Genomic DNA, 21,098 nt, shown 5'->3' on the forward strand with positions numbered 1-21,098 from the left:
GCGTCATCAGTCGACGCTCGAGATGAAGTCGTTCCAATCGGCGTGGTACCAGAGGCCCGTGTGGCGGTCCTGGAGGTTCGAGATCTTCTCGAACGCCGCGACCTCGAGACGCGCGCCCCCTCGATCGATGTGCTCGAACCAGTTCTTCTTGCCCGGGTAGCGGTTCTTGATGCTCGAGATCGAGTCGTTGAAGATCCGACCACCGACGGCGTAGTACTCGTTGTAATTCGCATTGCCCCTTCCGGAGTAGCTGCTCGAGTAGTCCTTGTCCGTCCAGACGCAGCTGAAGCCGGTGGGGCACTGGCTCTCCGCCGCCGTGGCGACGGGAGCGGTCAGCGTCGCTACCGCGACCGCGGCGAGGACCAGAGCGCTTGCGCGCCGAGTGGATGACATGTGATCTCCTTCGGATCGGTGAGGTTTCCTCGGAGAGTAGAGGGCGTACATGTATGGCGCAACGAAGCCTGCCTGTGGAGGAAGCTCACCCCTCCCCGGCGCCCGACGACCTTCGAACTGCGCGAGGCGCGCTCTCGCAGCGAGGCCGCGCTCTCCCGGCGCCGCCGGATCGCCGAGGAGCGAGCCGGAACCTGGGCGTCCTCTCAGAGAACCATCACCTCAACGCGCAAGAACGGAGCGCTCGCGCGGTCCACCGCGCACGCACGCCCGCCGTCGGGTCGCCTCCGCCCCGCGTCCCAGCCTCCGTTCAGGCCCCGGACCGGGCCTTCGTCTTCCGGAGGTCTCGGGTTAGTCTGTCGAGGTTGACCTGTCGCAGAGCGCGTCAGGGCGAGGGCTGCCGCCCCCGCGAGACCCGGGGGTACCCGAAGGAGACGTATTGGCGAGCGACAGAAGGACCACCGGTGGCGTGATCAAGGCGATCGTGGGCTTCCTGGGCATGAGCGTCGTGGCCGGAGTCCTCGTGACCGCCACGGTGACGCCCGCTGTCGCGATCGCCGGCGTCGCGGCGAACCAGTCCATCGGCGTCTTCGACGGACTGCCCGAGTACCTCGAGGTCGACAAGCTCTCCGAGAAGAGCAACATCTTCGCCACGCGCGCCGACGGCTCGACCCAGCTGCTCGCCTCTTTCTACGTCGAGAACCGCATCGAGGTGCCGCTCGATCAGATCTCGCAGTTCGCCAAGGACGCCGCCGTCTCGGGCGAGGACCCGCGCTTCTACGAGCACGGCGGGGTCGACCTCCCCGGCACGCTGCGCGCCGTGGCCCAGACCTACGTGCTCGGCAACGACGTCCAGGGCGGATCCTCGATCACGCAGCAGTACGTGAAGAACGTCCTCGTCGAGAAGGCCGTCCGCAACATCACGGACGAGGTCGAGCGCGCCGCCGCGATCGACGCGGCCACCAAGACCACTCCCGAGCGGAAGCTCCGCGAGATGAAGCTGGCGATCGGCCTCGAGAAGGAGTACACGAAGGACCAGATCCTCCAGGGGTACCTGAACATCGCGTTCTTCGGCGGCACCACCTACGGCCTCGAGACGGCCGCGAACTACTACTTCAACACCTCCGCCGCGAACCTCACGATCGCCCAGGCCGCCAGCCTCATCGCGATCGTCAACAACCCGGCGAACCTGCGCATCGACCAGCCCGAGAACCCCGACAACGGCGCCGCCAACGGCTACGTCCGCAACAAGGAGCGCCGCGACTACATCATCGGGAAGATGCTGGAGGAGGGGAAGATCACGCAGGCCGACCACGACGCCGCGATCGCCACTCCCGTCGAGCCCGTCATCACCGAGCCCAGCACCGGGTGCTCGACGGCCGGGAACGCCGGCTACTTCTGCGACTACGTCACCAACGTCCTGAAGAACAACGAGATCTTCGGCGCCGACGAGGACACCCGCTGGACGAACTTCCGCCGCGGCGGCCAGGACGTCTACACGACGCTGGACGTCGACCTGCAGGACGCCGCCGTGAACGCCGTGAACGCGCAGGTCCCCCAGACGTGGAACTTCGACGTCGGAGCCGTGTCGGTCAGCGTCGAGGTCGGCACCGGCCGCGTGCTCGCCATGACCCAGAACAAGAAGTACTCGCAGGACCCCGACGTCCTGAACGCCGACGCGTCCTACAGCGCCATCAACTTCAGCACCGACAAGGCCTACGGCGGCTCGTCCGGCATCCAGCCCGGCTCGACCTACAAGCTGTTCACCCTGGTCGAGTGGCTGAAGGAGGGGCACAGCATCAACGAGCGGGTCGACGGCACCCGCAAGCCCACGTGGGGCACCTTCACCGACTCCTGCGAGCCCGGGGGCACCACGACCAGCAACGACACCAGCGCCCGGAACGACGAGGGCGGCGGCGGCCAGGTCGGCACGGCGGCGGACTTCACGAAGACGTCGCTGAACACGGGCTTCGTCGGCATGGCCCGCGAGCTCGACCTCTGCGCGATCCGCGACACGGCCGTCGACATGGGCGTGGTGCAGGGCAGCGACGGCGAGCTCGACCGCTACCCGGCAACCGTCCTCGGCACGAACTACGTCTCCCCGCTCTCGATGGCCGGCGCGTACGCCACCATCGCCTCCGGCGGCATCACCTGCGATCCGATCGCGATCGACCGGATCACCGACGCGACCGGCGCGGAGCAGCCCGTGCCCGCCGCGAACTGCCGCCAGTCGATCGACGGCAACGTCGCGGCCACCGCCGCGGTCGCCCTGCAGTCCACGTTCACGTCCGGCGGCACCGCCACCGCGTCGAGGACGCGCGACGGCGTCCCCCTGATCGGCAAGACGGGCACCACCGACGACGCCGTCGCCACCTGGATGACCGGGGCGAGCACCCGGGTCGCGACCGCCGTCGGCGTCTTCAACGTCAAGGGCGAGGCGAGCCTGCGCTCGGGCCGCTACGCCTTCGACTCCGGATCCGCGGCCACGGCCCGGCACCGGATCTGGCCGGTCGTCATGGCCGCCGCGAACGCGAAGTACGGCGGAGAGGCGTTCCCCGAGGCGAACGGCTCGCTGCAGGTCGTGCCGAAGGTCGAGATCCCGGACGTGAAGGGACTCACCGTCGCCGACGCGAAGGCCAAGCTCGCGGCGGCCGGCTTCTCGCTCATCGAGGGCGGCACCGAGGCCAGCGACGCCGCGGTCGGCACCGTGACGCGCCAGGACCCGTCGGGCTCGGCCCAGGCGGGCACCGGCATCACCGTGTTCACGAGCACCGGCAACCAGAAGACCGTGCCGGACGTGACGGGCCAGGACCTGGAGGCCGCGAAGTCGGCGTTCGGCGCCGCGGGCTTCACGAAGATCACCCTCGCCTGCACCGAGGACGGCAACGCGCCGGACGCCGGTCAGGTGACGGGTCAGGACCCGGCGGGCGGATCCTCCGTCGCTCCGGACGCGACCCTGAAGGTCTCGATCACGGCGAAGAAGTGCCCGTGAGCCGCCTCGGCTGACTCCCGCTCATGAGACCGCGTCCGGCTCGCGGAATCCACGGATTCCCGCGAGCCGGACGTGTTTCCGCGAGCCGAACGCGCCGCGGCTCCGTCCCTACTGCCCGCGCCCCCGGATCGCGCCGACGATCGCCACGACCGCGAAGTGCACGATGAGCGCCGCGATGCCGAAGCACGCGAGCGCCCCGCTCGCCTCGGCGTAGGGGCGCGAGGCGTCCGTCATCGATCCCGGAGTGACGACGTCGAGCGCGAAGAAGCCGACCGCCAGTCCGAAGCAGACCAGGGCGATCCAGAGGAGGGCGCGGATCGCGCGACCGACCGGGTCGTAGTAGCGCGGATTCGACATCGGGCCTCCGGTTCTCGTGCTCTCCCGTGTCTATCCGGCCCCGCTCCCCCGCGCAAGCGGTCGCGCGAGGGCCGAGCGCCGCACACGCGACGACGCCCCGGCTCCCGAAGAGGGGAGCCGGGGCGTCGGAGGCCGGAGGACTAGGCCGCCATCGGCATCCGCGACGCGGACGTGACGACGAGCTCGCCGCCGACCGCGTCCACGCGCACCGCGCCTCCGTCGGTCACGTCACCGCTCACGAACAGGTCCGCGATGCGGTCGTCGACCGAGCGCTGCACGAGGCGGCGGAGCGGACGGGCGCCGTACTGCGGCTCGTAGCCGTGCTCGGCCAGCCAGTCGATCGCCGCCTCCGTGACCTCGAGCGACACCTCGCGCGGCGCGAGCCGGGCACGGGTCGCGTCGAGCACGATGCCCACGATCTCGCGGAGCTGCGCCCGGCCGAGCTTGCGGAACAGCACGATCTCGTCGATGCGGTTGAGGAACTCGGGCCGCATCGCCTCGCGGAGCCGGCCCATGACGCGGTCGCGCAGGTCCTTCTCCGAGGCGAAGCCCTCGGCCGACGCGTCGCTCTGCGCGACGAAGCCGAGCGCGCCGGAGCGCGAGGCCAGGAACTCCGACCCCAGGTTCGAGGTCATGATGATCACCGTGTTGCGGAAGTCGACCGTGCGGCCCTGGCCGTCGGTCAGGCGACCGTCGTCGAGCACCTGCAGGAGCAGGTTGAAGACGTCGGGGTGCGCCTTCTCGATCTCGTCGAACAGCACGACGGAGTAGGGGTTCCGCCGCACGCGCTCGGTGAGCTGGCCGGCCTCGTCGTAGCCGACGTACCCGGGAGGGGCGCCGACCAGTCGCGAGACGGTGTGCCGCTCGCCGAACTCGCTCATGTCGAAGCGGATCACGGACTGCTCGTCCGCGAAGAGCGAGCCGGCCAGGGTGCGCGCCAGCTCGGTCTTGCCGACACCGGTCGGGCCGAGGAAGAGGAACGATCCGACGGGCCGGGAGGCGTCGCCGAGTCCGGTACGGCTGCGGCGGACGGCGCGGGCGACCGCGGTCACCGCGTCCTCCTGGCCGATGACGCGCCGGTGCAGCTCGTCCTCGAGGTGGGCGAGGCGCTCGCGCTCCCCCTCCGTCAGTCGCGACACGGGGATGCCCGTGGCACGGGCCACGACCGCCGCGATCTCGGTCTCGCCGACCACGGCCTCCACCGGGGCGCGCCCGGTCGAGGTCGCCTCGTCGAGACGGGCCTGCACGGCGGAGATCTCGTCGCGCAGGCGGGAGGCCTCCTCGTAGTGCTCGGCCGAGACCGCCGCGTTCTTGTCGCCCTCGAGCACCGCGAGGCGCTCGAGCAGAGCGGAGGTGTCCACTCCCGCCCCCAGGCTGAGGCGCAGCCGCGCACCGGCCTGGTCGATCAGGTCGATCGCCTTGTCGGGCAGCACGCGGTCGGGCAGGTAGCGGTCCGAGAGCTCGACGGCCGCACGGAGAGCGTCGTCGGTGAAGCTCACGCGGTGGTGCTCCTCGTAGGCCTGCCGCAGTCCGTGCAGGATCGCGACGGCGTCCTCGATCGAGGGCTCGCCCACGCGGACGGGCTGGAAGCGGCGCTCGAGCGCCGGGTCCTTCTCGATCGTGCGGTACTCCTTGAGCGTGGTCGCACCGACCAGGTGCAGCTCGCCGCGGGCGAGCCGGGGCTTGAGGATGTTTCCCGCGTCCATGCCGCCCTCGCCCGCGCCCCCGGCGCCGACGACGGTGTGGACCTCGTCGATGAAGACGATCAGCTCACCCGAGCGGGCCGCGATCTCGTCCATCGTCTTCGTGAGGCGCTCCTCGAAGTCGCCGCGGTAGCGGGTTCCGGCGAGCATGCCGGGGAGGTCGAGCGAGACGACGCGCTTGTCGCGCAGCTGCTCCGGGACCTCGCCCGCGACGATCGCACGGGCCAGGCCCTCGACGATCGCGGTCTTGCCCACGCCGGCCTCGCCGACGAGGACCGGGTTGTTCTTGGTGCGGCGGCTGAGGATCTCGATGGTCTGCTCGATCTCGTCGGCACGGCCGATCACCGGGTCGAGCCGGCCGTCGCGGGCCAGCTGCGTGAGATCGGTGCCGAACTTGTCCAGCATCGGAGTCTCGGAGGCGGGGGTGCCGGCCTCCTGCTGCTGCTCCGGACCGGTCGTGACGGTCTCGCGCAGTCCCTGGGTGAGCGCCTCCGCGGTCACTCCGGCGCGCGCCAGGACCTGCCCGGCGGGCGCGTCCTGACCGAGCACGAGCGCGAAGAAGAGGTGCTCGGGGTCGATGTAGGTCGATCCGCTCGAGCGGGCGACCTGGTAGCTGTGGAACAGCGCGCGCTGCGCACTGGGCGTGATGGTGGCGGCGCTCTGCGAGGCGTGGGCCTCGCCGGCCTGCGGCAGGCGCGCCTCCGTGGCGGTCGCGATCGCGCCGGGGTCGACGCCGATGCGGCGCACGGCCTGGGCCACGGCCTCGTCGTCGATGAGCACGCGCAGCACGTGCAGGGCGTCGAGCTCGGTCTGACCGCGCTCGAGGGCGAAGCGTCCTGCGGCCTGCAGGATGCTCTGAGTACGGGCGGTGAGGAATCGGCTGAGGTCGATGGACCGCGCCGCGCGGGCGCGCTCACCGTCGAGGTAGCGGGCGAGGAAGTCGTCGAACGAGTTCGCTCCGGCCTCGTTGAAGTTGTCGGGCACCAGTCCTCCTGAAGAGTTGAGTCACTTGCACTCAAGTTCAACGCGGAGGGGCGGATCCTATTCCCGGTCTTCGCGGAGTCGTACCCTCGGCTCGTGGAGATCGAGTTCGACGCCGTCGTCGTCTTCTGGCGCGGGCCCGCACCCTGGCACTTCGTGCGGGTGCCGGAGGAGCACGGGCCGGCGATCGCGGACGCCGCGCCCCACGTGTCGTACGGCTGGGGCATGATCCCCGCGACGGTGGTGCTCGGCTCGAGCACCTGGAGCACCTCGCTGTGGCCGAAGGACGGCGGCTACCTCGTACCGCTCAAGACCGCCGTGCGGCGGGCGGAAGGCGTCGAGGTCGACTCCGCCGTCACCGTGCGTCTGCGCATCTGACGCCTCCCGGACGTGCGAGAGGGCACGGCCGGAGCCGTGCCCTCTCTGTGCGCCGACGCGCATTTCCTCCGGGGTGGGAGATCAGGGGACCGTGTAGCCGGCGGCGCGGAACATCTCGTACCACTCGGCCCGGGTCAGGGGGATGTCGGAGCCGAGCGCCGCGTCGTGCACGCGCTGCTCGTTGGTGGTGCCGAGCACGACCTGCATGTTCGCGGGGTGGCGCGTGATCCACGCCGTGGCGATCGCGATCGCGGGCACGTCGTACTGCCCGGCGAGGCGGTCGATCACCGCGTTGAGCTCCGTGTAGGCGGGGTTGTCGAGGAAGACACCGGTGAAGAAGCCCGCCTGGAAGGGCGACCACGCCTGCACGGTGATGTCGTTGAGGCGGCAGTAGTCGACGATACCGCCGTCGCGCATGATCGACTGATCCAGCGCGGCCATGTTCGACGCGACCCCCTGCGCGATCAGCGGCGCGTGCGTGACCGACAGCTGCAGCTGGTTCGCCACGATCGGCTGGTTCAGCGACTTCTTCAGCAGCTCGATCTGGTACGGCGTGTGGTTCGAGACGCCGAAGTGCGTGACCTTGCCGGCGGCGTGCAGCTCGTCGAAGGCGCGGGCGACCTCGTCGGGCTCGACCAGCGCGTCGGGGCGGTGCAGGAGGAGCACGTCGATGCGGTCGGTCTGCAGAGCCTTCAGCGATCCCTCGACCGACTCGACGATGTGCTCGTACGAGAAGTCGAAGTAGGGGCCGTCGCCGACGATGCCGCACTTGGTCTGCAGCACGATCTCGTCGCGCTGGGACGGGGTGAGCTGCATCGCCTCGGCGAAGCGCTCCTCGCAGTGGTGCACGGCGTTGCCGTAGACGTCGGCGTGGTCGAAGAAGTCGATGCCGGAGTCGCGCGCGGTGCGCACGAGGTCGCGGATCGCGTCATGGGTCATCTCGGGGATGCGCATCAGTCCGAGGACGACGTTCGGGGATTCGATGCCGGAGGCGCCGAGGGGGACGTGCTTCAAGGGGGACTCCTTCGTCGGGTACTCCCCCACGGTAGGGGGGCCGGCTGAGTGGCGTCCAACAGCGGGTGCTGGTGCGATTCATGCGGCGGAGTGGTCAATCCGCACGCTTGCCCGCGCCCTCCCCCGGTGCCAGGGTGCCCTCATGACGATCGAGGTGCGCCCGGCGTCCGTCTTCGACGACGTCGCAACGATGAGCGGGCCGAAGCGAGCCGATGCGAGCGTGTGCTGGTGCCTGAGCTACCGGCTGCTCTCCTCCACCGAGAACACCTCCCTCCGCGGTCCTGCACGGGGCGAGCGGATGCGCGAACTGGTGGCGCAGGATCCCCCGCCGGGCGTGCTCGCCTACGACGGCGACCAGGTGGCGGGCTGGGCCGCCGTGCACCGCCGTGCGGACACGAGCTATGCGAAGAACCGGAGGATCCCGCACGTCGACGACCTCGACGTGTGGACGGTCTGGTGCATCCGGGTCCGCCCCGGCTTCCGCCGCCGCGGCATCTCGCACGCCCTGCTCGCGGGCGCCGTCGACTTCGCACGGTCGCACGGAGCCCCGGCGATCGAGGGCTACCCGGTCGACAACCGCGGCGCGACGGTCGAGCAGACGATGGCCTACGTCGGCACCCGCGCCCTCTTCGAGCGCGCCGGCTTCTCGTGGGCGGCCGACACCGCCTCCGTGCTCGACGGCTTCCCACGGGTGCTGATGCGCCTGCCGCTCTGACATACCACGGCGATATGATGCCGTCGTGATCCCCGACAGCCTGCCCCTCGGCACCGTCCTGAGGCGTGCCCGCGAGGACATCGCGATGTCGCAGACGGCACTTGCGGCCGCCACTGGACTGCGCCAGCCGAACATCGCCGCGATCGAAGCCGGGGCGCGTCGTCCGAGTCCGGAACTGCTCGAGCGACTCCTCCGGGCCGCCCGACTCCGCCCGTCGATCGTTCTGGAGTACCTCGCCGACGACGTCCGGCAGCTCGCCGCGGACCACGGTCTGAGCGACGTCCGGGTGTTCGGATCCGCTGCCCGCGGCTCGGACGACGAGCGGAGCGACATCGACCTGCTCGTCGCGGCGGATCCCTCCGTCGACTTCCTCCGCCTGGCTGCCTTCCGCGGTCGCGCCGAGGCGCTCCTCGGGTTCCCGGTGGACGTCGTGACCGACAGCCCGGACGACGAGGTCGTGGCGGCGATCCGACGCGAGGCGGTACCGCTGTGACCGGGCCGGACGACGGCGAGACGACGCCCGGCCGCTTCACCGCCCGCCCCCGGCGCCCCGCCGACGACACCGACAAGCGCGCCCGGCTGATCCTCGAGGCGGACCGGCTTCTCTCCCGCCTCGATCGTGCCGCGCGAGACGGCGAGGACGAGTTCGTCCGCCCCGTCTCGGACAGCAGGGACATCGGCGCGCTCGCTCTGATCACTCTCGCCGAGTTCGTGCACCGCGACCTGCCCGCCGCTGTCGTCGCACGACTGCCCGGCGACGCGGTCGAAGGGCTGCGAGCGACGCGGAGCATCGCCGCGCACAACTACTCCGCGCTCGGCAACGAGCGCTTGTGGGCGACCGTGACCGAGCACGCCCCCGCTCTGCTCCGCACGATCCGGGCCGCACTCCTCGACGGCTGACCACTAAGCCGTCCCCGCGAACGAGGAACGGCCCTGCGTCGCAGGCGACGACGACCCGCCTCCGAGCCACCAAAGACGGATCGCGCCGTACTCGCTGCGACCCTCCTAACACGCAGGTCGACGCAAGCGAATTCAACAACCTCTTGTGCCATAGATGGTCTCAACCGCTACTACTTGCAGCCAGGCGGGAACACAAAAAGCCCACCCTCAAATGCACTACCGTTACCGGCACTCAGGAATTACAGAGTTCATCAGAAGCACGACGGACCAACGCAAGGACCCTCATCAAAACTTCCTCGTCCGAAAGGACGTCACCGTAGCGGAGTTGCCGACCGGAATAGGCCAACACAAGCGACCAGAATTCGCGGACGCTAGTACGCCTCTGCTCAGTCCAGACAAATAGCCCGGCAAACCAACCCTCGACCGCACTACCGCGCCCGAAATCGGCCGATCCGAACGACTCGACAATCTCATCGACTGAAGGCCATGCAACGCCCCGAATCGGCGAATCAGGGTGCACCAGCGTAGATATCAACATGGTGACAGGGTCAAGCGATCCCGAGGCGAAAACTGCACTGTCGAAATCTATGAGGACTGCATTAGTCCCGTCTATTAACACATTACATGGATGGAGATCTCCATGGCGAGCTCCAATGCGAGCAGAGGCAGTAAGCGTCCCAGCGGGGACAGCGACTCCCTGCCGACTCAGCAATTCTGTCAACTCCTCCCAAGAGATGAGTGACTCGCAAAGCTCTGCAATTGTCAGCACGCGCCTTTGCTCAGCGATTTCGCCAAGCGCATCCCAAAGAGGACGCAACAATGAAACCGCGTCGTCCGGCCGTGATCGGAGTATCTCCATCACAGAAAAAGTGCTTCGGCCCGCAACCTGAAGAACATTTAGGTATGCTCCTGACATCATCCCAGAGAGAGTTCTGACCGTCGCAGTAGAATTTACTCGTGGCAGCAGATCTGAAAGACCGCCGGGCGGAACCTGCTTCTTAACCTGTTTTGCAATAACCGTTGCAACCTGCCCCTCCTCACGCATCAGATCGCAGCGCCAAACACCCGCCCCGCTCAGACCACCTCCGAGCGGCGTAACGTCGATCGACACCGCCTTATAGTCAAAAGCAAGGCGACGCAACACTCGGCGTACTCTGTCGTTGAGCATAACACCATCGGGAAGCATAACCTCAATGTTATCAAGCTCCTGAATCAAGTGCCGGTAAGACCGGAGGTGACCTCGAAACTCCAGCGATTGATCCTTCTCTAACACGGTAATTCGGTCCAACGCCAAACCAGCAAGTTCTGGAAGCTGACCACTTCCGCGCACTGATTCTTGAACATGCCGAATCGTCGCAAAACCAGTGAAAACCACGATGCAAGCATCCGGAAATGATGTCCGCACTTCTTCCAGAAGTTCGTCACCAAACTCATCAGTAGCCGTCTCGCCGAAGTTGACGGGAAGGCGGCGATCCAGGACAAACAGATCGATTGCCACACTTGAATCCCTCAGGAACGACCGTACTTCTGCGATTGAATTGAACACAGAAGTCTGAAAACCTGCGGCTTCAACGATGCCCGACGAAAACTCTGCTTGCTGTGCGTCGTCTTCGACGAGGACGGCTACGGGATTAGTCATTCGGGCGCCTCCCCGTGAGAGTGAAGGAAGCAATACCACTTACCCCTCCCAATGAGATCGAGTACCCAAGCCGCTCTGCCACCGTCTGAATTAGCGACAGCCCCCGGCCCTGATGTGCTTTCTTTGACGAGCTTCCTACGTCGACCACATCGATGAGGTCAAACCGATTGCCGTTGAAAGGATTGGTCACCCTGACCCAGAAATTTTGATCGGTGCATCCCCAGACAATGCGCGTGCCCGTCACCTGTTCGGTTCCTCCGGCAGCGTCTATCGCATTCTGATAAACGTTCGAAAGAAGCATTGAAAAGAGCCCTTCATCAGTTTCGATCTCGACAATCTGCTCATTTCCGACAGACGTTATATCTGGCACCAAACGACTATCCGGCCAATTATCCATCAAAACGTGCGGAAGACTAAGTCGTTGAAGATTGAGGTCTTCATTCGACTTGATGATCGCAACAAGCCCATCGATGCGGCGTTGCAATTTACGGATGGCGTCGTTTGTCCTGCTCGATGCAAACGAATCTATCTCGTCGTCAGCAGCAAGACGGATCCAGCCGACGGCTGGCGACAGCTCATGGCGCACCAGAGCAGCAACGTCCACACTGCCTCCGACCTGGCGCGTCGGGACGGACTCGGGAGAGCCAGAACCCCTTTCCACTCGAGAGTCGTTACGTAACGAGCCTCCCTGCGCTTGTCGTAATTCCATTACTTGTAGCAAAAGCCTACGCACCTGAGGAACAGTCTCCGCCTGAAGCGCGTTCATGAGCACGCGTGCAGATATCGCCTGAGGGTGTTGCAGAAGCCACTGCGCAGCAGTGGCGCGGTGACTCGGTGATTTCGATTCGAGCGATTGGGAAGCCTCAAGCCCCTCCGAGGTCACTGCGGCTCACCATACTCGGCATAGAACGCAGCTCTGCGCGCGAAAGCGTCCTTGCCGCCCTCCATCAGCTTTGTAATCTTCTCAACGACAGCCTTAGTATCAAATACTCCCTGAACGTCAACTCTTCCAGCCTTACCGTCACTTTCCAGAACGACGACGTTGTCTGCCGATCCAAGCACCGGAACGTTCGCATTGTGCGTAGCCACGATTGTTTGCGCGCCATCTTGCGTGCGCCTATTGAGGCCACTGATAATATTTGCCACGAGAAAGGCGTTATCTAGGTGATCTTCAGGCTGATCGAGAATCAGTGTTCTTTCTCTCTCAGAGAGAACAATTGGCAGAGTCACGGCGCATTTCTGACCGGTCGAGAGAGAGTCAACACTTTTGTCGACCGATCCGTCTCTAAGACGGAAATCAACGTTGTCGATCAGGCGAGTACCCGCGAGCCCCTGCAAAAACTCACGCTGACTCATGTTATCGATGAGTCTCTGAGCGCGGTCCTCGGCGATACCAGCGACCGATGACAGTCCCGCCGCGTCACCGGTTTCGACCATTTCGAGGAGTTGCCTAGGCAGTACTCGTTCCGCAGTGAGGTCCGTCAAAGTGGCACGGGTATTACTACCTCGGAGAGAGTCTTGCAGGAACTTGCGATACTCTGTGACATCAGCAAGATGATCGACGGCGACAACAACATTATTTGATATGTGCGCAGTGGTCGATCTCGCAACTTCAGCTCGAGAAGCGTAGAGAGCTTCCTCAACAAGCTCGGCTCCGTCAAACAAGCGGCTTCGACGAACTAACACGTCGGCGTATCGACGCTCTAGCCCACGAGCAAATTCATCGTTCTCATCTAGCGCCCGCAGCTCAACATCGACGTTTCTCAATTGAGCCGTAATTTGTCCAAGGCCAGCTTCGGCTTCGTCCAGTTCTTCTCGAATAGGGGCCGCCTCCTCACGCGCTTCAATATTCCTACGCTTTGCGTCAGTCTCGGACGCTAGGAGCGCTGCCATCACGCCCCGAATAGCCACTTCGACTCGATCAGATAACACGACTGCATCATCAAGGCCATCCCGGCTTGGTGCGTCTGGACCAAGCGACGTCGCGCGCTCGGTGAGCATACGCAGGCGTTCAGTTTGTCCCCGTTGATCACCTAATATTTCCGCAAGCTCGCGCTTAACGGACTCTATCTGGATCAGCTCCTGTCCTGTGGCGATTACCCGCTCTTCCACGATTCGCAGGAGTTGCCGCTGGTCTGTTAGTTGCGCCCCTCTGCCGCCGAGTAGACTTGCCTCCTGCGATAGGAACAGATCTCGATCTGCCAATAGTCGGCGCCTTTTCTCCGACTCCTCCTGGCGTAGACTTAATTCTTTTCGAAGATCAAATGCCTCACCGGTCAGTGATCTAATTTCTTGGAGATCAGGACTTTCGAGATCTATACCCACTCTGAGATCGAGTAGCTTTAGACGACTCGGCGCGTCTGACGCGATCTCTTCGAGCTCATTCTGTCCCAGCACGAGCACGGATCCCGAAAGATCAAGCCGTTGCCCGCCGCCCTTGGCGTCTACGACGAGGTGCCGACCGCCATCCTCTGCTTCGAGATCGACAATAACCTCCCCGGATCCCAAGACTGCGTCGAGGAACGCGCGTCTGGCTCGCTCGGTGGCTCCGCTCTGCTCAGCGTGCTGAGCACCCACCGCGTGTCGCAGTAGTTCCAAGAAGGTCGTTTTTCCGGCCCCTCTCGGGCCGACAATAACGTTTAGACCCTTGCTCAGCGTTACGTCTAGCCCACCTAGGAAGCCGCCAGTTACTCTGATGCGGGATATCCACATGACATTCGTCCTTTGTTGATCGGCAGATCGACCCCGCGCATGCAAGACCTCCATCCGTATGCTAGACGCCAGCGGCGCCCGGATCAGCGAGGGTTGCAAGCGTTTGCCGGCCGCGTGTCCGCAAGACGGCTTGCGGTTGCAGCGCGCGAAGGCTGCTACGGTCCGTCCATAGACAGCCTCACGGTGCATCGACGCGAACGAGGAACGGCCCCTCACCCGTGTCGGGGAGGGGCCGTTCGCCGTGGAGGACCGGACGTGGTGTCGACGCCTAGAAGTCCCAGTCCTCGTCCTCGGTGTTCACGGCCTTGCCGATCACGTAGGAGGAGCCGGAGCCCGAGAAGAAGTCGTGGTTCTCGTCCGCGTTGGGCGAGAGGGCCGACAGGATCGCGGGGTTCACGTCGGTGACCTGCTTGGGGAACATCGGCTCGTAACCGAGGTTCATCAGGGCCTTGTTGGCGTTGTAGTGCAGGAACTTCTTGACGTCCTCGGTCAGGCCGAGCTGGTCGTAGAGGTCCTGGGTGTACTGCGCCTCGTTGTCGTAGAGCTCGTAGAGCAGCGAGAACGTGTAGTCCTTGATCTCGTCGCGCTTGGCCTGGTCGACGCGCTCGAGGCCCTTCTGGAACTTGTAGCCGATGTAGTAGCCGTGCACGGCCTCGTCGCGGATGATGAGGCGCACGAGGTCGGCCGTGTTGGTGAGCTTGGCCCGCGAGGACCAGTACATCGGCAGGTAGAAGCCCGAGTAGAAGAGGAACGACTCGAGCAGCGTCGAGGCGACCTTGCGCTTCAACGGGTCGTCGCCGCGGTAGTAGTCCATGACGATCTCGGCCTTCTTCTGAAGGTTCGGGTTCTCCACGGACCAGCGGAACGCCTCGTCGATGTCCTGGGTGTTGGACAGCGTCGAGAAGACCGACGAGTAGCTCTTCGCGTGCACCGACTCCATGAACGCGATGTTCGTGTAGACGGCCTCCTCGTGCGGGGTGATCGCATCGGGGATGAGCGACACCGCGCCGACCGTGCCCTGGATGGTGTCGAGCAGGGTCAGGCCCGTGAACACGCGCATCGTGAGCTGCTGCTCCTCGTGGGTCAGCGTGTTCCACGACTGGATGTCGTTGGACAGCGGGACCTTCTCGGGCAGCCAGAAGTTGCTCGTGAGGCGGTTCCAGACCTCCACGTCCTTGTCGTCCTGGATGCGGTTCCAGTTGATGGCGTTGACGTGGCTGACCAGCTTGAGCTTCTCAGGGGGAGTCATGATCTCTTCTTCGTGCGGATAGGTCGTGCGGTGTCGTTCGGGGTGGGAGCTGCGGCGGACGCTACAGCATGCAGCTGACGCAGCCGTCGACCTCCGTGCCCTCCAGCGCGAGCTGGCGGAGACGGATGTAGTAGATGGTCTTGATGCCCTTGCGCCAGGCGTAGATCTGCGCGCGGTTGATGTCGCGGGTGGTCGCGGTGTCCTTGAAGAACAGCGTCAGCGAGAGGCCCTGGTCGACGTGCTGCGTCGCCGCCGCGTAGGTGTCGATGATCTTCTCGTAGCCGATCTCGTACGCGTCCTGGTAGTACTCCAGGTTGTCGTTCGTCATGAACGGCGCCGGGTAGTAGACGCGGCCGAGCTTGCCCTCCTTGCGGATCTCGATCTTCGACGCGATCGGGTGGATCGAGGACGTCGAGTTGTTGATGTACGAGATCGAGCCGGTCGGCGGGACGGCCTGCAGGTTCTGGTTGTAGATGCCGTGCTCCATGACCGAGGCCTTGAGCGAGCGCCAGTCGTCCTGAGTGGGGACGGCGATGCCGGCGTCGGCGAAGAGGCGGGCGACGCGCTCGGTGGCGGGAGCCCACTCCTTCTCGGTGTAGGTGTCGAAGAACTCGCCCGAGGCGTACTTCGAGTCGGCGAAGCCCTCGAAGGTGGTGCCGCGCTCGATGGAGATGTTGTTGGAGGCGCGCAGGGCGTGGAACAGCACCGAGTAGAAGTAGATGTTGGTGAAGTCGATGCCCTCCTCGGATCCGTAGTGGATGCGCTCGCGGGCGAGGTAGCCGTGCAGGTTCATCTGGCCCAGGCCGATGGCGTGCGACTTGTCGTTGCCGTCCTCGATCGAGCGGACCGAGGTGATGTGCGACTGGTCGGACACCGAGGTGAGGCCGCGGATCGCGGTCTCGATGGTGCGGCCGAAGTCGGGCGAGTCCATGGTCAGCGCGATGTTCATCGAGCCGAGGTTGCAGGAGATGTCCTTGCCGATGGTGGCGTAGGAGAGGTCCTCGTTGTAGGTCGTCGGGGTGTTGACCTGGAGGATCTCGGAGCACAGGTTCGACATGTTGATGCGGCCCTTGATCGGGTTCGCCTTGTTCACCGTGTCCTCGAACACGATGTAGGGGTAGCCCGACTCGAACTGGATCTCGGCGATGGTCTGGAAGAACTCGCGCGCCGAGATCTTGGTCTTCTTGATGCGCGGGTCGTCGACCATCTCGCGGTACTTCTCGGAGATCGAGATGTCGCCGAAGGGCAGGCCGTAGACGCGCTCGACGTCGTAGGGCGAGAAGAGGTACATGTCCTCGTTGTTCTTCGCGAGCTCGAACGTGATGTCGGGCACGACGACGCCGAGGGACAGCGTCTTGATGCGGATCTTCTCGTCGGCGTTCTCGCGCTTGGTGTCGAGGAAGCGCAGGATGTCGGGGTGGTGCGCCGAGAGGTACACGGCTCCCGCACCCTGACGGGCGCCGAGCTGGTTGGCGTAGCTGAAGCTGTCTTCCAGGAGCTTCATCACGGGGATGATGCCCGAGGACTGGTTCTCGATCTGCTTGATCGGGGCGCCGGCCTCGCGGATGTTGGAGAGCGAGAGCGCCACTCCGCCGCCGCGCTTGGAGAGCTGCAGCGCGGAGTTGATGCCGCGGGCGATCGACTCCATGTTGTCCTCGATGCGCAGGAGGAAGCACGAGACGAGCTCGCCGCGCTGGGCCTTGCCCGTGTTGAGGAACGTGGGGGTCGCGGGCTGGAAGCGGCCGGCGACGATCTCCTCGACGAGGGCGACGGCGAGCTTCTCGTCGCCCTGGGCGAGCCCGAGCGCGGTCATCACGACGCGGTCCTCGAAGCGCTCGAGGTAGCGCTTCCCGTCGAACGTCTTGAGCGTGTACGACGTGTAGTACTTGAAGGCGCCGAGGAACGTCGCGAAACGGAACTTCTTGGAGTACGCGAGGTCGTTCAGCTGCTGGATGAACTCGAACGAGTACTGATCGAGCACGGCCTGCTCGTAGTACTCCTTCTCGACCAGGTAGTCGAGGCGCTCCTTGAGGGAGTGGAAGAACACGGTGTTCTGGTTGACGTGCTGCAGGAAGTACTCGCGAGCGGCCTCGCGGTCCTTGTCGAACTGGATCTCTCCGTTCGGGCCGTACAGGTTCAGCATCGCGTTGAGCGAGTGGTAGTCCATCTGCGCGGCGTCCCGGGGGGCGTCGATCACTGCTGCGTCCAAAACGTGTCCAATCCTTCGTCGACGGCGCGGACGTCGTCTGGGGTTCCGAATACTTCGAAGCGGTAGAGGTGCGGCACGGCGCACTTCCTCGCGATGATGTCGCCGGCGAGGCAGTAGGCCTCGCCGAAGTTGGTGTTGCCGGCGCCGATGACGCCGCGGAGCAGGGAGCGGTTGCGGGGCTGGTTGAGGAACCGGATGACCTGCTTGGGCACCGCTCCCCCGTCGATCCCGCCGCCGTAGGTCGGCAGGACGAGCACGTAGGGCTCGTCGACGTGGAGCGTCTCGGCCTTCGCGCCGTCGCGGTGCGAGTGCAGCGGGATGCGCTGCGCGGGCCGCCCCAGCTTCTCGATGAAGCGGTGCGTGTTGCCCGAGCTGCTGGAGAAGTAGACGAGCTCATTCATCGCGTGCTCCTCCTCCGGGTGCCCTGCGGGGCGTCGTTGGCGGTCGTTCCGGTGAGGACCCGGGCCTCGCGACTCGGATCCTCCGCCGATCCGGGGCAGAACCTGCCCACCCGGACCGGCGGAGCGTGGGGGCTCTTCCACTCGCACCTGCTCTGAGGCGCCTGAGTGGTGAGCTGCAAGGCGGAGGAGGAAGCCGTAGCGGCGCTACGGCGCCCGACGACAACGCCGCAGATCGCCGCTCAGGTGCCTCAGAGCGTCGCGATCTTGTCGGGGCGGAAGCCGCTCCAGTGGTCGTCGTCGGTGATGACGACGGGGGCCTGCAGGTAGCCCAGCGCCTTGACGGCCTCGAGGGCCTTCTCGTCGACGGAGAGGTCGAACACCTCGTAGTCGATGCCCTTGCTGTCGAGGGCTCGGTAGGTCGCCGTGCACTGAACGCAGGAGGGCTTGGTGTAGACCGTCACGGCCATGCGTGTCGTCCTTTCCGGGAGGGTGTCCTGGGCCGGCTCCTGTGCTCCTCGTCGGCGTGCCGATCGGGGAGGGAGACGGTCGTGAATGGTACGTCTGGGGTGGTGCGGGGCGCCGGTGGGGCACTCGCTCCGACCTGCTCAGCAATACTACATATAGGGGGGCGCCCGACGGGAGCCCACTAGGACTAGTAGTTACATTCGTGTAGTTATCCACCGGTTCCTCCCCCGTTCATCCACAGGCCGAGGCCCGCGGATCCGCGGAAGGACGCGGATCGCGCCGAGTTATCCACCGCTGTGGAGGAGCTCCCGGCGTTCCCTGTGTACAACGCTCGTCGGCGTGTCGCTGTTCCCGACATCTGGGTGCGCAGGCAGGGGGCGACCACCACATCTAGGGGTCGTCGCGCGTCCGGGATCATGCTCGAACGCTAGGCCGCACCACCGACACCGGAGGCGGGGCCGCGCGCGGTCAGACCAGGCGCGCCAGGTCCCGCGCCACCGCGCGCAGGTAGGGCAGCGGCTCCGCGATCGCGGCGGCGGAGGACCCGGCCGCGTCGGTCAGCGAGGCCGCCGCGGCGAACGCTCCGGTGGGCGCCTGGATCGCTCCGGCGACCAGCATCGCCCGGGCCCCGGCCGCCTCCGCGAGCCCGAGGAGGTAGGACGGCACCTTGCCCGCCATCGACTGGGCGTCGAAGCGCCCCTCCCCCGTGAGCACGACGTCGGCGCCCTCGACGAGGGCGGGCAGGCCGAGCGCCTCGCCGACCGCGGCCGAGCCCGGGGCGAGGCGAGCGCCCCACGCGAGCAGCCCGAATCCGGTGCCGCCCGCGGCCCCCGTGCCCGCCTCCTCCGGATCCGCGTCGAGGTGCGCGGCCAGGTGCCGGAGTCCGTCGTCCAGGCGCACGACGTCCTCACGGCTCGCGCCCTTCTGCGGACCGAAGACGTGCGCCGCTCCGGAGTCGCCGAGCAGCGGATTGGTGACGTCGCTGAGGATCAGCGCGCCGCCGGCCGGCACCCGCCGCACGCCGTGCAGGTCGACCGCCGCGAGGTCGTGCAGCGCCCCGCCTCCGTCGCCGATGTCGTGGCCCGAGACGGTGAGGAACCGCGCGCCCAGCTCGCGCAGCGCTCCGACGCCGCCGTCGGTCGACGAGCTGCCGCCGATCGCGAGCAGCAGCGAGTGCGCCCCGGCGTCGAGAGCGGCCGCGATCGCCTGCCCGAATCCGCGGGTGTGCGCGGTGAGAGGACGGAGCGGGTCGAGCAGCGTGATGCCGCTGGCCGACGCGAGCTCGACGACCGCCGCACCGCCGGGCAGCAGGAGCCACGAGGTCTCGACCGGCCGGTCGTCGGGCCCCGTCGCGATGATCGTGTGCCGCGCCGCCTGGGGAACCGCGACCTCGAACGCGTCGACCGTCCCCTCCCCGCCGTCGGCCATCGGAGCGAGCACGATCGCGTCGCCGGGACGCTCCTCGCGCCAGCCCTCGGCGAGCGCCTCGGCGACCTCGACCGCGCTCGCGGACCCCTTGAAGGAGTCGGGGGCGATCACGACACGGAGGGCTGCGCTGCTCATGCACCCCATTCTGGCAGCCGTGCGCGACGCGCCAATCGGCGGGAACCGGGCTCCGAACGCTTCGCAGAGCCCGGTTCGCGGCGGATCGGCGAGGGCCTGTGGAGAACGTGCTCGACGGAACTGGACATCGGGCACGATGACGCGATGCCCCGACCCGCACCCCTCCCGCTCGGACTGCGAGGACGCGCCTTCTCGGTGAAGGAGGCGCGGGCTGCCGGCGTGACGGAGGACCGCCTCCGCGCGTCCGATCTGGTGATCCCCTTCCGCGGAGTGCGGGCACCGGCCGGGGCGGCGACGAGCGTCCACGAGCGCGCGGCGGCGTACGCGACGATCATGCGGCACTCGGTGTTCTGCGGACTGACCGCGGCACGGCTCTGGCCGCTGGATCTTCCGAGCGAGACTGCCGACGAACCGCTGCACGTCGCGGTCCGGCACCCGGCACGCGCCCCTCGAGGGCGCGGGCTCGTCGGCAGCTCGCTCGCAGACCCCGATCTCACCGGCGTTCGGCGGGGCGGGCTGCTCCTGGCCGACGGTGCGAGCGTCTTCTGCCAGCTCGGCGAGGTGCTCCGGATGGAGGACCTCGTCGCGGTCGGGGACGCGCTCGTCCTCACCCCGGCGCAGCCCCGAGCGGACGATCCCCGCCCGTGGGTCTCGTTGCACGAGTTGCAGCGGCGCGTCGAGCGCCTCGAGGGCCGCGGGTCGCGCGCCGTTCGTCGCGCGCTCGCCCTCGTCCGGGAGGGGGCGGAGTCGCGGCGCGAGACCCGGCTCCGCCTCGTCCTCGTGACGGCGGGGCTTCCCGAGCCCGAGCTGCAGGTCGAGCTGTTCGATGCACTCGGGAAGATCGGCCGGGTCGATCTCCTCTACCGGACGTGGCGCGTCGTCGTCGAGTACGAGGGCGACCACCACCGCTCGGACCGTGCGCAATGGGATCGCGACCTGATCCGCTACGAGAGGCTCGCGGCCGCCGGCTGGACAGTGGTGCGCATCGCCTCGGCCTCCTTCGACGCGGATCCGGCCGGCTGCGCCCACCGCGTCCGCCGCGCGCTCGTCGCGGGTGGATGGCGTCCGGCGTCGTGATCGCGGCGCGGCTGCGGAGAGCGCGTGAGCGCGAAACGGAGGCTCGGACCCGCGCAGACACCGGCACTCGGCCACTCACGAACAGCACGAGACACAAGCGGACGGGAAACGGGCCCTCGAACCCGCACAAACCCCGCCACGCGGCCACTCACGAACAGCAAGAGACGCGAGCGGACGCGAGACGGGCCCTCGGACCCTCGTAGACCCCGCCATGCGACTACTCACGAGCATCCGGAAGCGCGAGTGGACGCGAAACGGGCGCCGCCTCCCACGCAGACCCCGCCACGCGGCCACTCACGAACAGCGGGAGACACGAGTGGACGCGAAGCGGGCCCTCGAACCCGCGCAGTCCC

18 protein-coding genes are annotated in these 21,098 nt (G+C 66.6%); 6 read left to right on the forward strand and 12 right to left on the reverse strand.

The genetic code is table 11. The features are described from left to right. Window positions 1-6 precede the first annotated feature (6 nt). Window positions 7-393: a peptidase inhibitor family I36 protein gene (locus IOC53_RS15555; protein WP_207407120.1), complete on the reverse strand. Its 387-nt coding sequence runs from the start codon at window positions 391-393 to the stop codon at window positions 7-9. A 436-nt stretch (window positions 394-829) separates the two neighbouring features. Between IOC53_RS15555 and IOC53_RS15560 the strand changes: the two genes are divergently transcribed. Beyond that, the gene (locus IOC53_RS15560) at window positions 830-3,382 is read left to right on the forward strand and encodes a transglycosylase domain-containing protein (RefSeq protein ID WP_242683407.1); all 2,553 of its coding nucleotides are present in this window, start codon (window positions 830-832) and stop codon (window positions 3,380-3,382) included. Between the two features lie 108 nt (window positions 3,383-3,490). Here IOC53_RS15560 and IOC53_RS15565 read toward each other — a convergent pair whose 3' ends face one another. After that, on the reverse strand, window positions 3,491-3,739 hold the full coding sequence (locus IOC53_RS15565; protein WP_207407122.1) for a hypothetical protein: 249 nt from the start codon (window positions 3,737-3,739) through the stop codon (window positions 3,491-3,493). A 140-nt stretch (window positions 3,740-3,879) separates the two neighbouring features. Further along, a complete protein-coding gene (locus IOC53_RS15570) occupies window positions 3,880-6,426 on the reverse strand; it encodes an ATP-dependent Clp protease ATP-binding subunit (RefSeq protein WP_207407123.1) in 2,547 nt (848 codons plus the stop codon). 93 nt (window positions 6,427-6,519) lie between these two features. Between IOC53_RS15570 and IOC53_RS15575 the strand changes: the two genes are divergently transcribed. After that, window positions 6,520-6,801 carry a DUF1905 domain-containing protein gene (locus IOC53_RS15575; protein ID WP_207407124.1) on the forward strand — a complete coding sequence of 94 codons (282 nt, stop codon included), beginning with the start codon at window positions 6,520-6,522 and terminating at the stop codon, window positions 6,799-6,801. Between the two features lie 81 nt (window positions 6,802-6,882). Here IOC53_RS15575 and IOC53_RS15580 read toward each other — a convergent pair whose 3' ends face one another. Further along, entirely contained in the window at window positions 6,883-7,815 is a 933-nt protein-coding gene (locus tag IOC53_RS15580) for an aldo/keto reductase family oxidoreductase (protein ID WP_278250090.1), read from the reverse strand. Between the two features lie 142 nt (window positions 7,816-7,957). On the opposite strand from IOC53_RS15580, the gene IOC53_RS15585 reads away from it, so the two are divergent. Genes IOC53_RS15585 through IOC53_RS15595 form a run of 3 tightly spaced genes read left to right on the forward strand, consistent with a single transcriptional unit; the run spans window position 7,958 to window position 9,430 of the window. Then, a complete protein-coding gene (locus IOC53_RS15585; protein ID WP_207407125.1) occupies window positions 7,958-8,530 on the forward strand; it encodes a GNAT family N-acetyltransferase in 573 nt (190 codons plus the stop codon). Window positions 8,531-8,555: 25 nt separating this feature from the next. Beyond that, window positions 8,556-9,023, forward strand: coding sequence for an XRE family transcriptional regulator (locus IOC53_RS15590; protein WP_207407126.1), 468 nt, complete (start codon window positions 8,556-8,558; stop codon window positions 9,021-9,023). After that, window positions 9,020-9,430, forward strand: a complete 411-nt coding sequence (locus tag IOC53_RS15595; RefSeq protein ID WP_207407127.1) for a hypothetical protein — start codon at window positions 9,020-9,022, stop codon at window positions 9,428-9,430. Before IOC53_RS15590 ends, IOC53_RS15595 begins: the two co-directional genes overlap by 4 nt. 232 nt (window positions 9,431-9,662) lie before the next feature. Here the strand turns inward: IOC53_RS15595 and IOC53_RS15600 are convergent, their stop codons facing one another. From IOC53_RS15600 to IOC53_RS15635, 8 genes are all read right to left on the reverse strand, one after another. Further along, complete coding sequence (locus IOC53_RS15600) at window positions 9,663-11,069, reverse strand: phosphotransferase (protein ID WP_207407135.1); 1,407 nt, start codon at window positions 11,067-11,069, stop codon at window positions 9,663-9,665. After that, window positions 11,062-11,952 carry a GHKL domain-containing protein gene (locus IOC53_RS19540; RefSeq protein ID WP_207407136.1) on the reverse strand — a complete coding sequence of 297 codons (891 nt, stop codon included), beginning with the start codon at window positions 11,950-11,952 and terminating at the stop codon, window positions 11,062-11,064. Before IOC53_RS19540 ends, IOC53_RS15600 begins: the two co-directional genes overlap by 8 nt. Further along, on the reverse strand, window positions 11,949-13,781 hold the full coding sequence (locus IOC53_RS15610) for an AAA family ATPase (RefSeq protein ID WP_207407137.1): 1,833 nt from the start codon (window positions 13,779-13,781) through the stop codon (window positions 11,949-11,951). The genes IOC53_RS19540 and IOC53_RS15610 overlap by 4 nt, the downstream gene beginning before the upstream one ends. A 268-nt stretch (window positions 13,782-14,049) precedes the next feature. Beyond that, the gene (gene nrdF / locus IOC53_RS15615; protein ID WP_055791099.1) at window positions 14,050-15,030 is read right to left on the reverse strand and encodes a class 1b ribonucleoside-diphosphate reductase subunit beta; all 981 of its coding nucleotides are present in this window, start codon (window positions 15,028-15,030) and stop codon (window positions 14,050-14,052) included. Between the two features lie 61 nt (window positions 15,031-15,091). After that, the gene (gene nrdE, locus IOC53_RS15620; RefSeq protein WP_056868579.1) at window positions 15,092-17,197 is read right to left on the reverse strand and encodes a class 1b ribonucleoside-diphosphate reductase subunit alpha; all 2,106 of its coding nucleotides are present in this window, start codon (window positions 17,195-17,197) and stop codon (window positions 15,092-15,094) included. A 26-nt stretch (window positions 17,198-17,223) separates the two neighbouring features. Beyond that, window positions 17,224-17,640 carry a class Ib ribonucleoside-diphosphate reductase assembly flavoprotein NrdI gene (nrdI, locus tag IOC53_RS15625; RefSeq protein ID WP_207407138.1) on the reverse strand — a complete coding sequence of 139 codons (417 nt, stop codon included), beginning with the start codon at window positions 17,638-17,640 and terminating at the stop codon, window positions 17,224-17,226. A 248-nt stretch (window positions 17,641-17,888) separates the two neighbouring features. Further along, window positions 17,889-18,107, reverse strand: a complete 219-nt coding sequence (gene nrdH / locus IOC53_RS15630; protein WP_068255139.1) for a glutaredoxin-like protein NrdH — start codon at window positions 18,105-18,107, stop codon at window positions 17,889-17,891. Window positions 18,108-18,573: 466 nt separating this feature from the next. After that, window positions 18,574-19,668, reverse strand: coding sequence for a glycerate kinase (locus IOC53_RS15635; RefSeq protein ID WP_207407139.1), 1,095 nt, complete (start codon window positions 19,666-19,668; stop codon window positions 18,574-18,576). A gap of 144 nt (window positions 19,669-19,812) precedes the next feature. Here IOC53_RS15635 and IOC53_RS15640 point away from each other — a divergent pair, with 144 nt between their 5' ends. After that, window positions 19,813-20,745: an endonuclease domain-containing protein gene (locus tag IOC53_RS15640; RefSeq protein WP_207407140.1), complete on the forward strand. Its 933-nt coding sequence runs from the start codon at window positions 19,813-19,815 to the stop codon at window positions 20,743-20,745. The last annotated feature ends 353 nt before the right edge of the window (window positions 20,746-21,098 follow it).

It is taken from the genome of Rathayibacter sp. SD072 (assembly GCF_017355185.1).
GTDB lineage: Bacteria > Actinomycetota > Actinomycetes > Actinomycetales > Microbacteriaceae > Rathayibacter.

Excerpts from the sequence above, each read along its gene's own strand:
- IOC53_RS15555 (WP_207407120.1), bottom strand. The coding sequence starts at position 393 with ATGTCATCCACTCGGCGCGCAAGCGCTCTGGTCCTCGCCGCGGTCGCG.
- IOC53_RS15565 (WP_207407122.1), bottom strand. The coding sequence starts at position 3,739 with ATGTCGAATCCGCGCTACTACGACCCGGTCGGTCGCGCGATCCGCGCC.
- IOC53_RS15585 (WP_207407125.1), top strand. The coding sequence starts at position 7,958 with ATGACGATCGAGGTGCGCCCGGCGTCCGTCTTCGACGACGTCGCAACG.
- IOC53_RS15600 (WP_207407135.1), bottom strand. The coding sequence starts at position 11,069 with ATGACTAATCCCGTAGCCGTCCTCGTCGAAGACGACGCACAGCAAGCA.
- IOC53_RS15610 (WP_207407137.1), bottom strand. The coding sequence starts at position 13,781 with ATGTGGATATCCCGCATCAGAGTAACTGGCGGCTTCCTAGGTGGGCTA.
- nrdF (WP_055791099.1), bottom strand. The coding sequence starts at position 15,030 with ATGACTCCCCCTGAGAAGCTCAAGCTGGTCAGCCACGTCAACGCCATC.
- nrdE (WP_056868579.1), bottom strand. The coding sequence starts at position 17,197 with ATGGACTACCACTCGCTCAACGCGATGCTGAACCTGTACGGCCCGAAC.
- nrdI (WP_207407138.1), bottom strand. The coding sequence starts at position 17,640 with ATGAATGAGCTCGTCTACTTCTCCAGCAGCTCGGGCAACACGCACCGC.
- nrdH (WP_068255139.1), bottom strand. The coding sequence starts at position 18,107 with ATGGCCGTGACGGTCTACACCAAGCCCTCCTGCGTTCAGTGCACGGCG.
- IOC53_RS15635 (WP_207407139.1), bottom strand. The coding sequence starts at position 19,668 with ATGAGCAGCGCAGCCCTCCGTGTCGTGATCGCCCCCGACTCCTTCAAG.
- IOC53_RS15640 (WP_207407140.1), top strand. The coding sequence starts at position 19,813 with ATGCCCCGACCCGCACCCCTCCCGCTCGGACTGCGAGGACGCGCCTTC.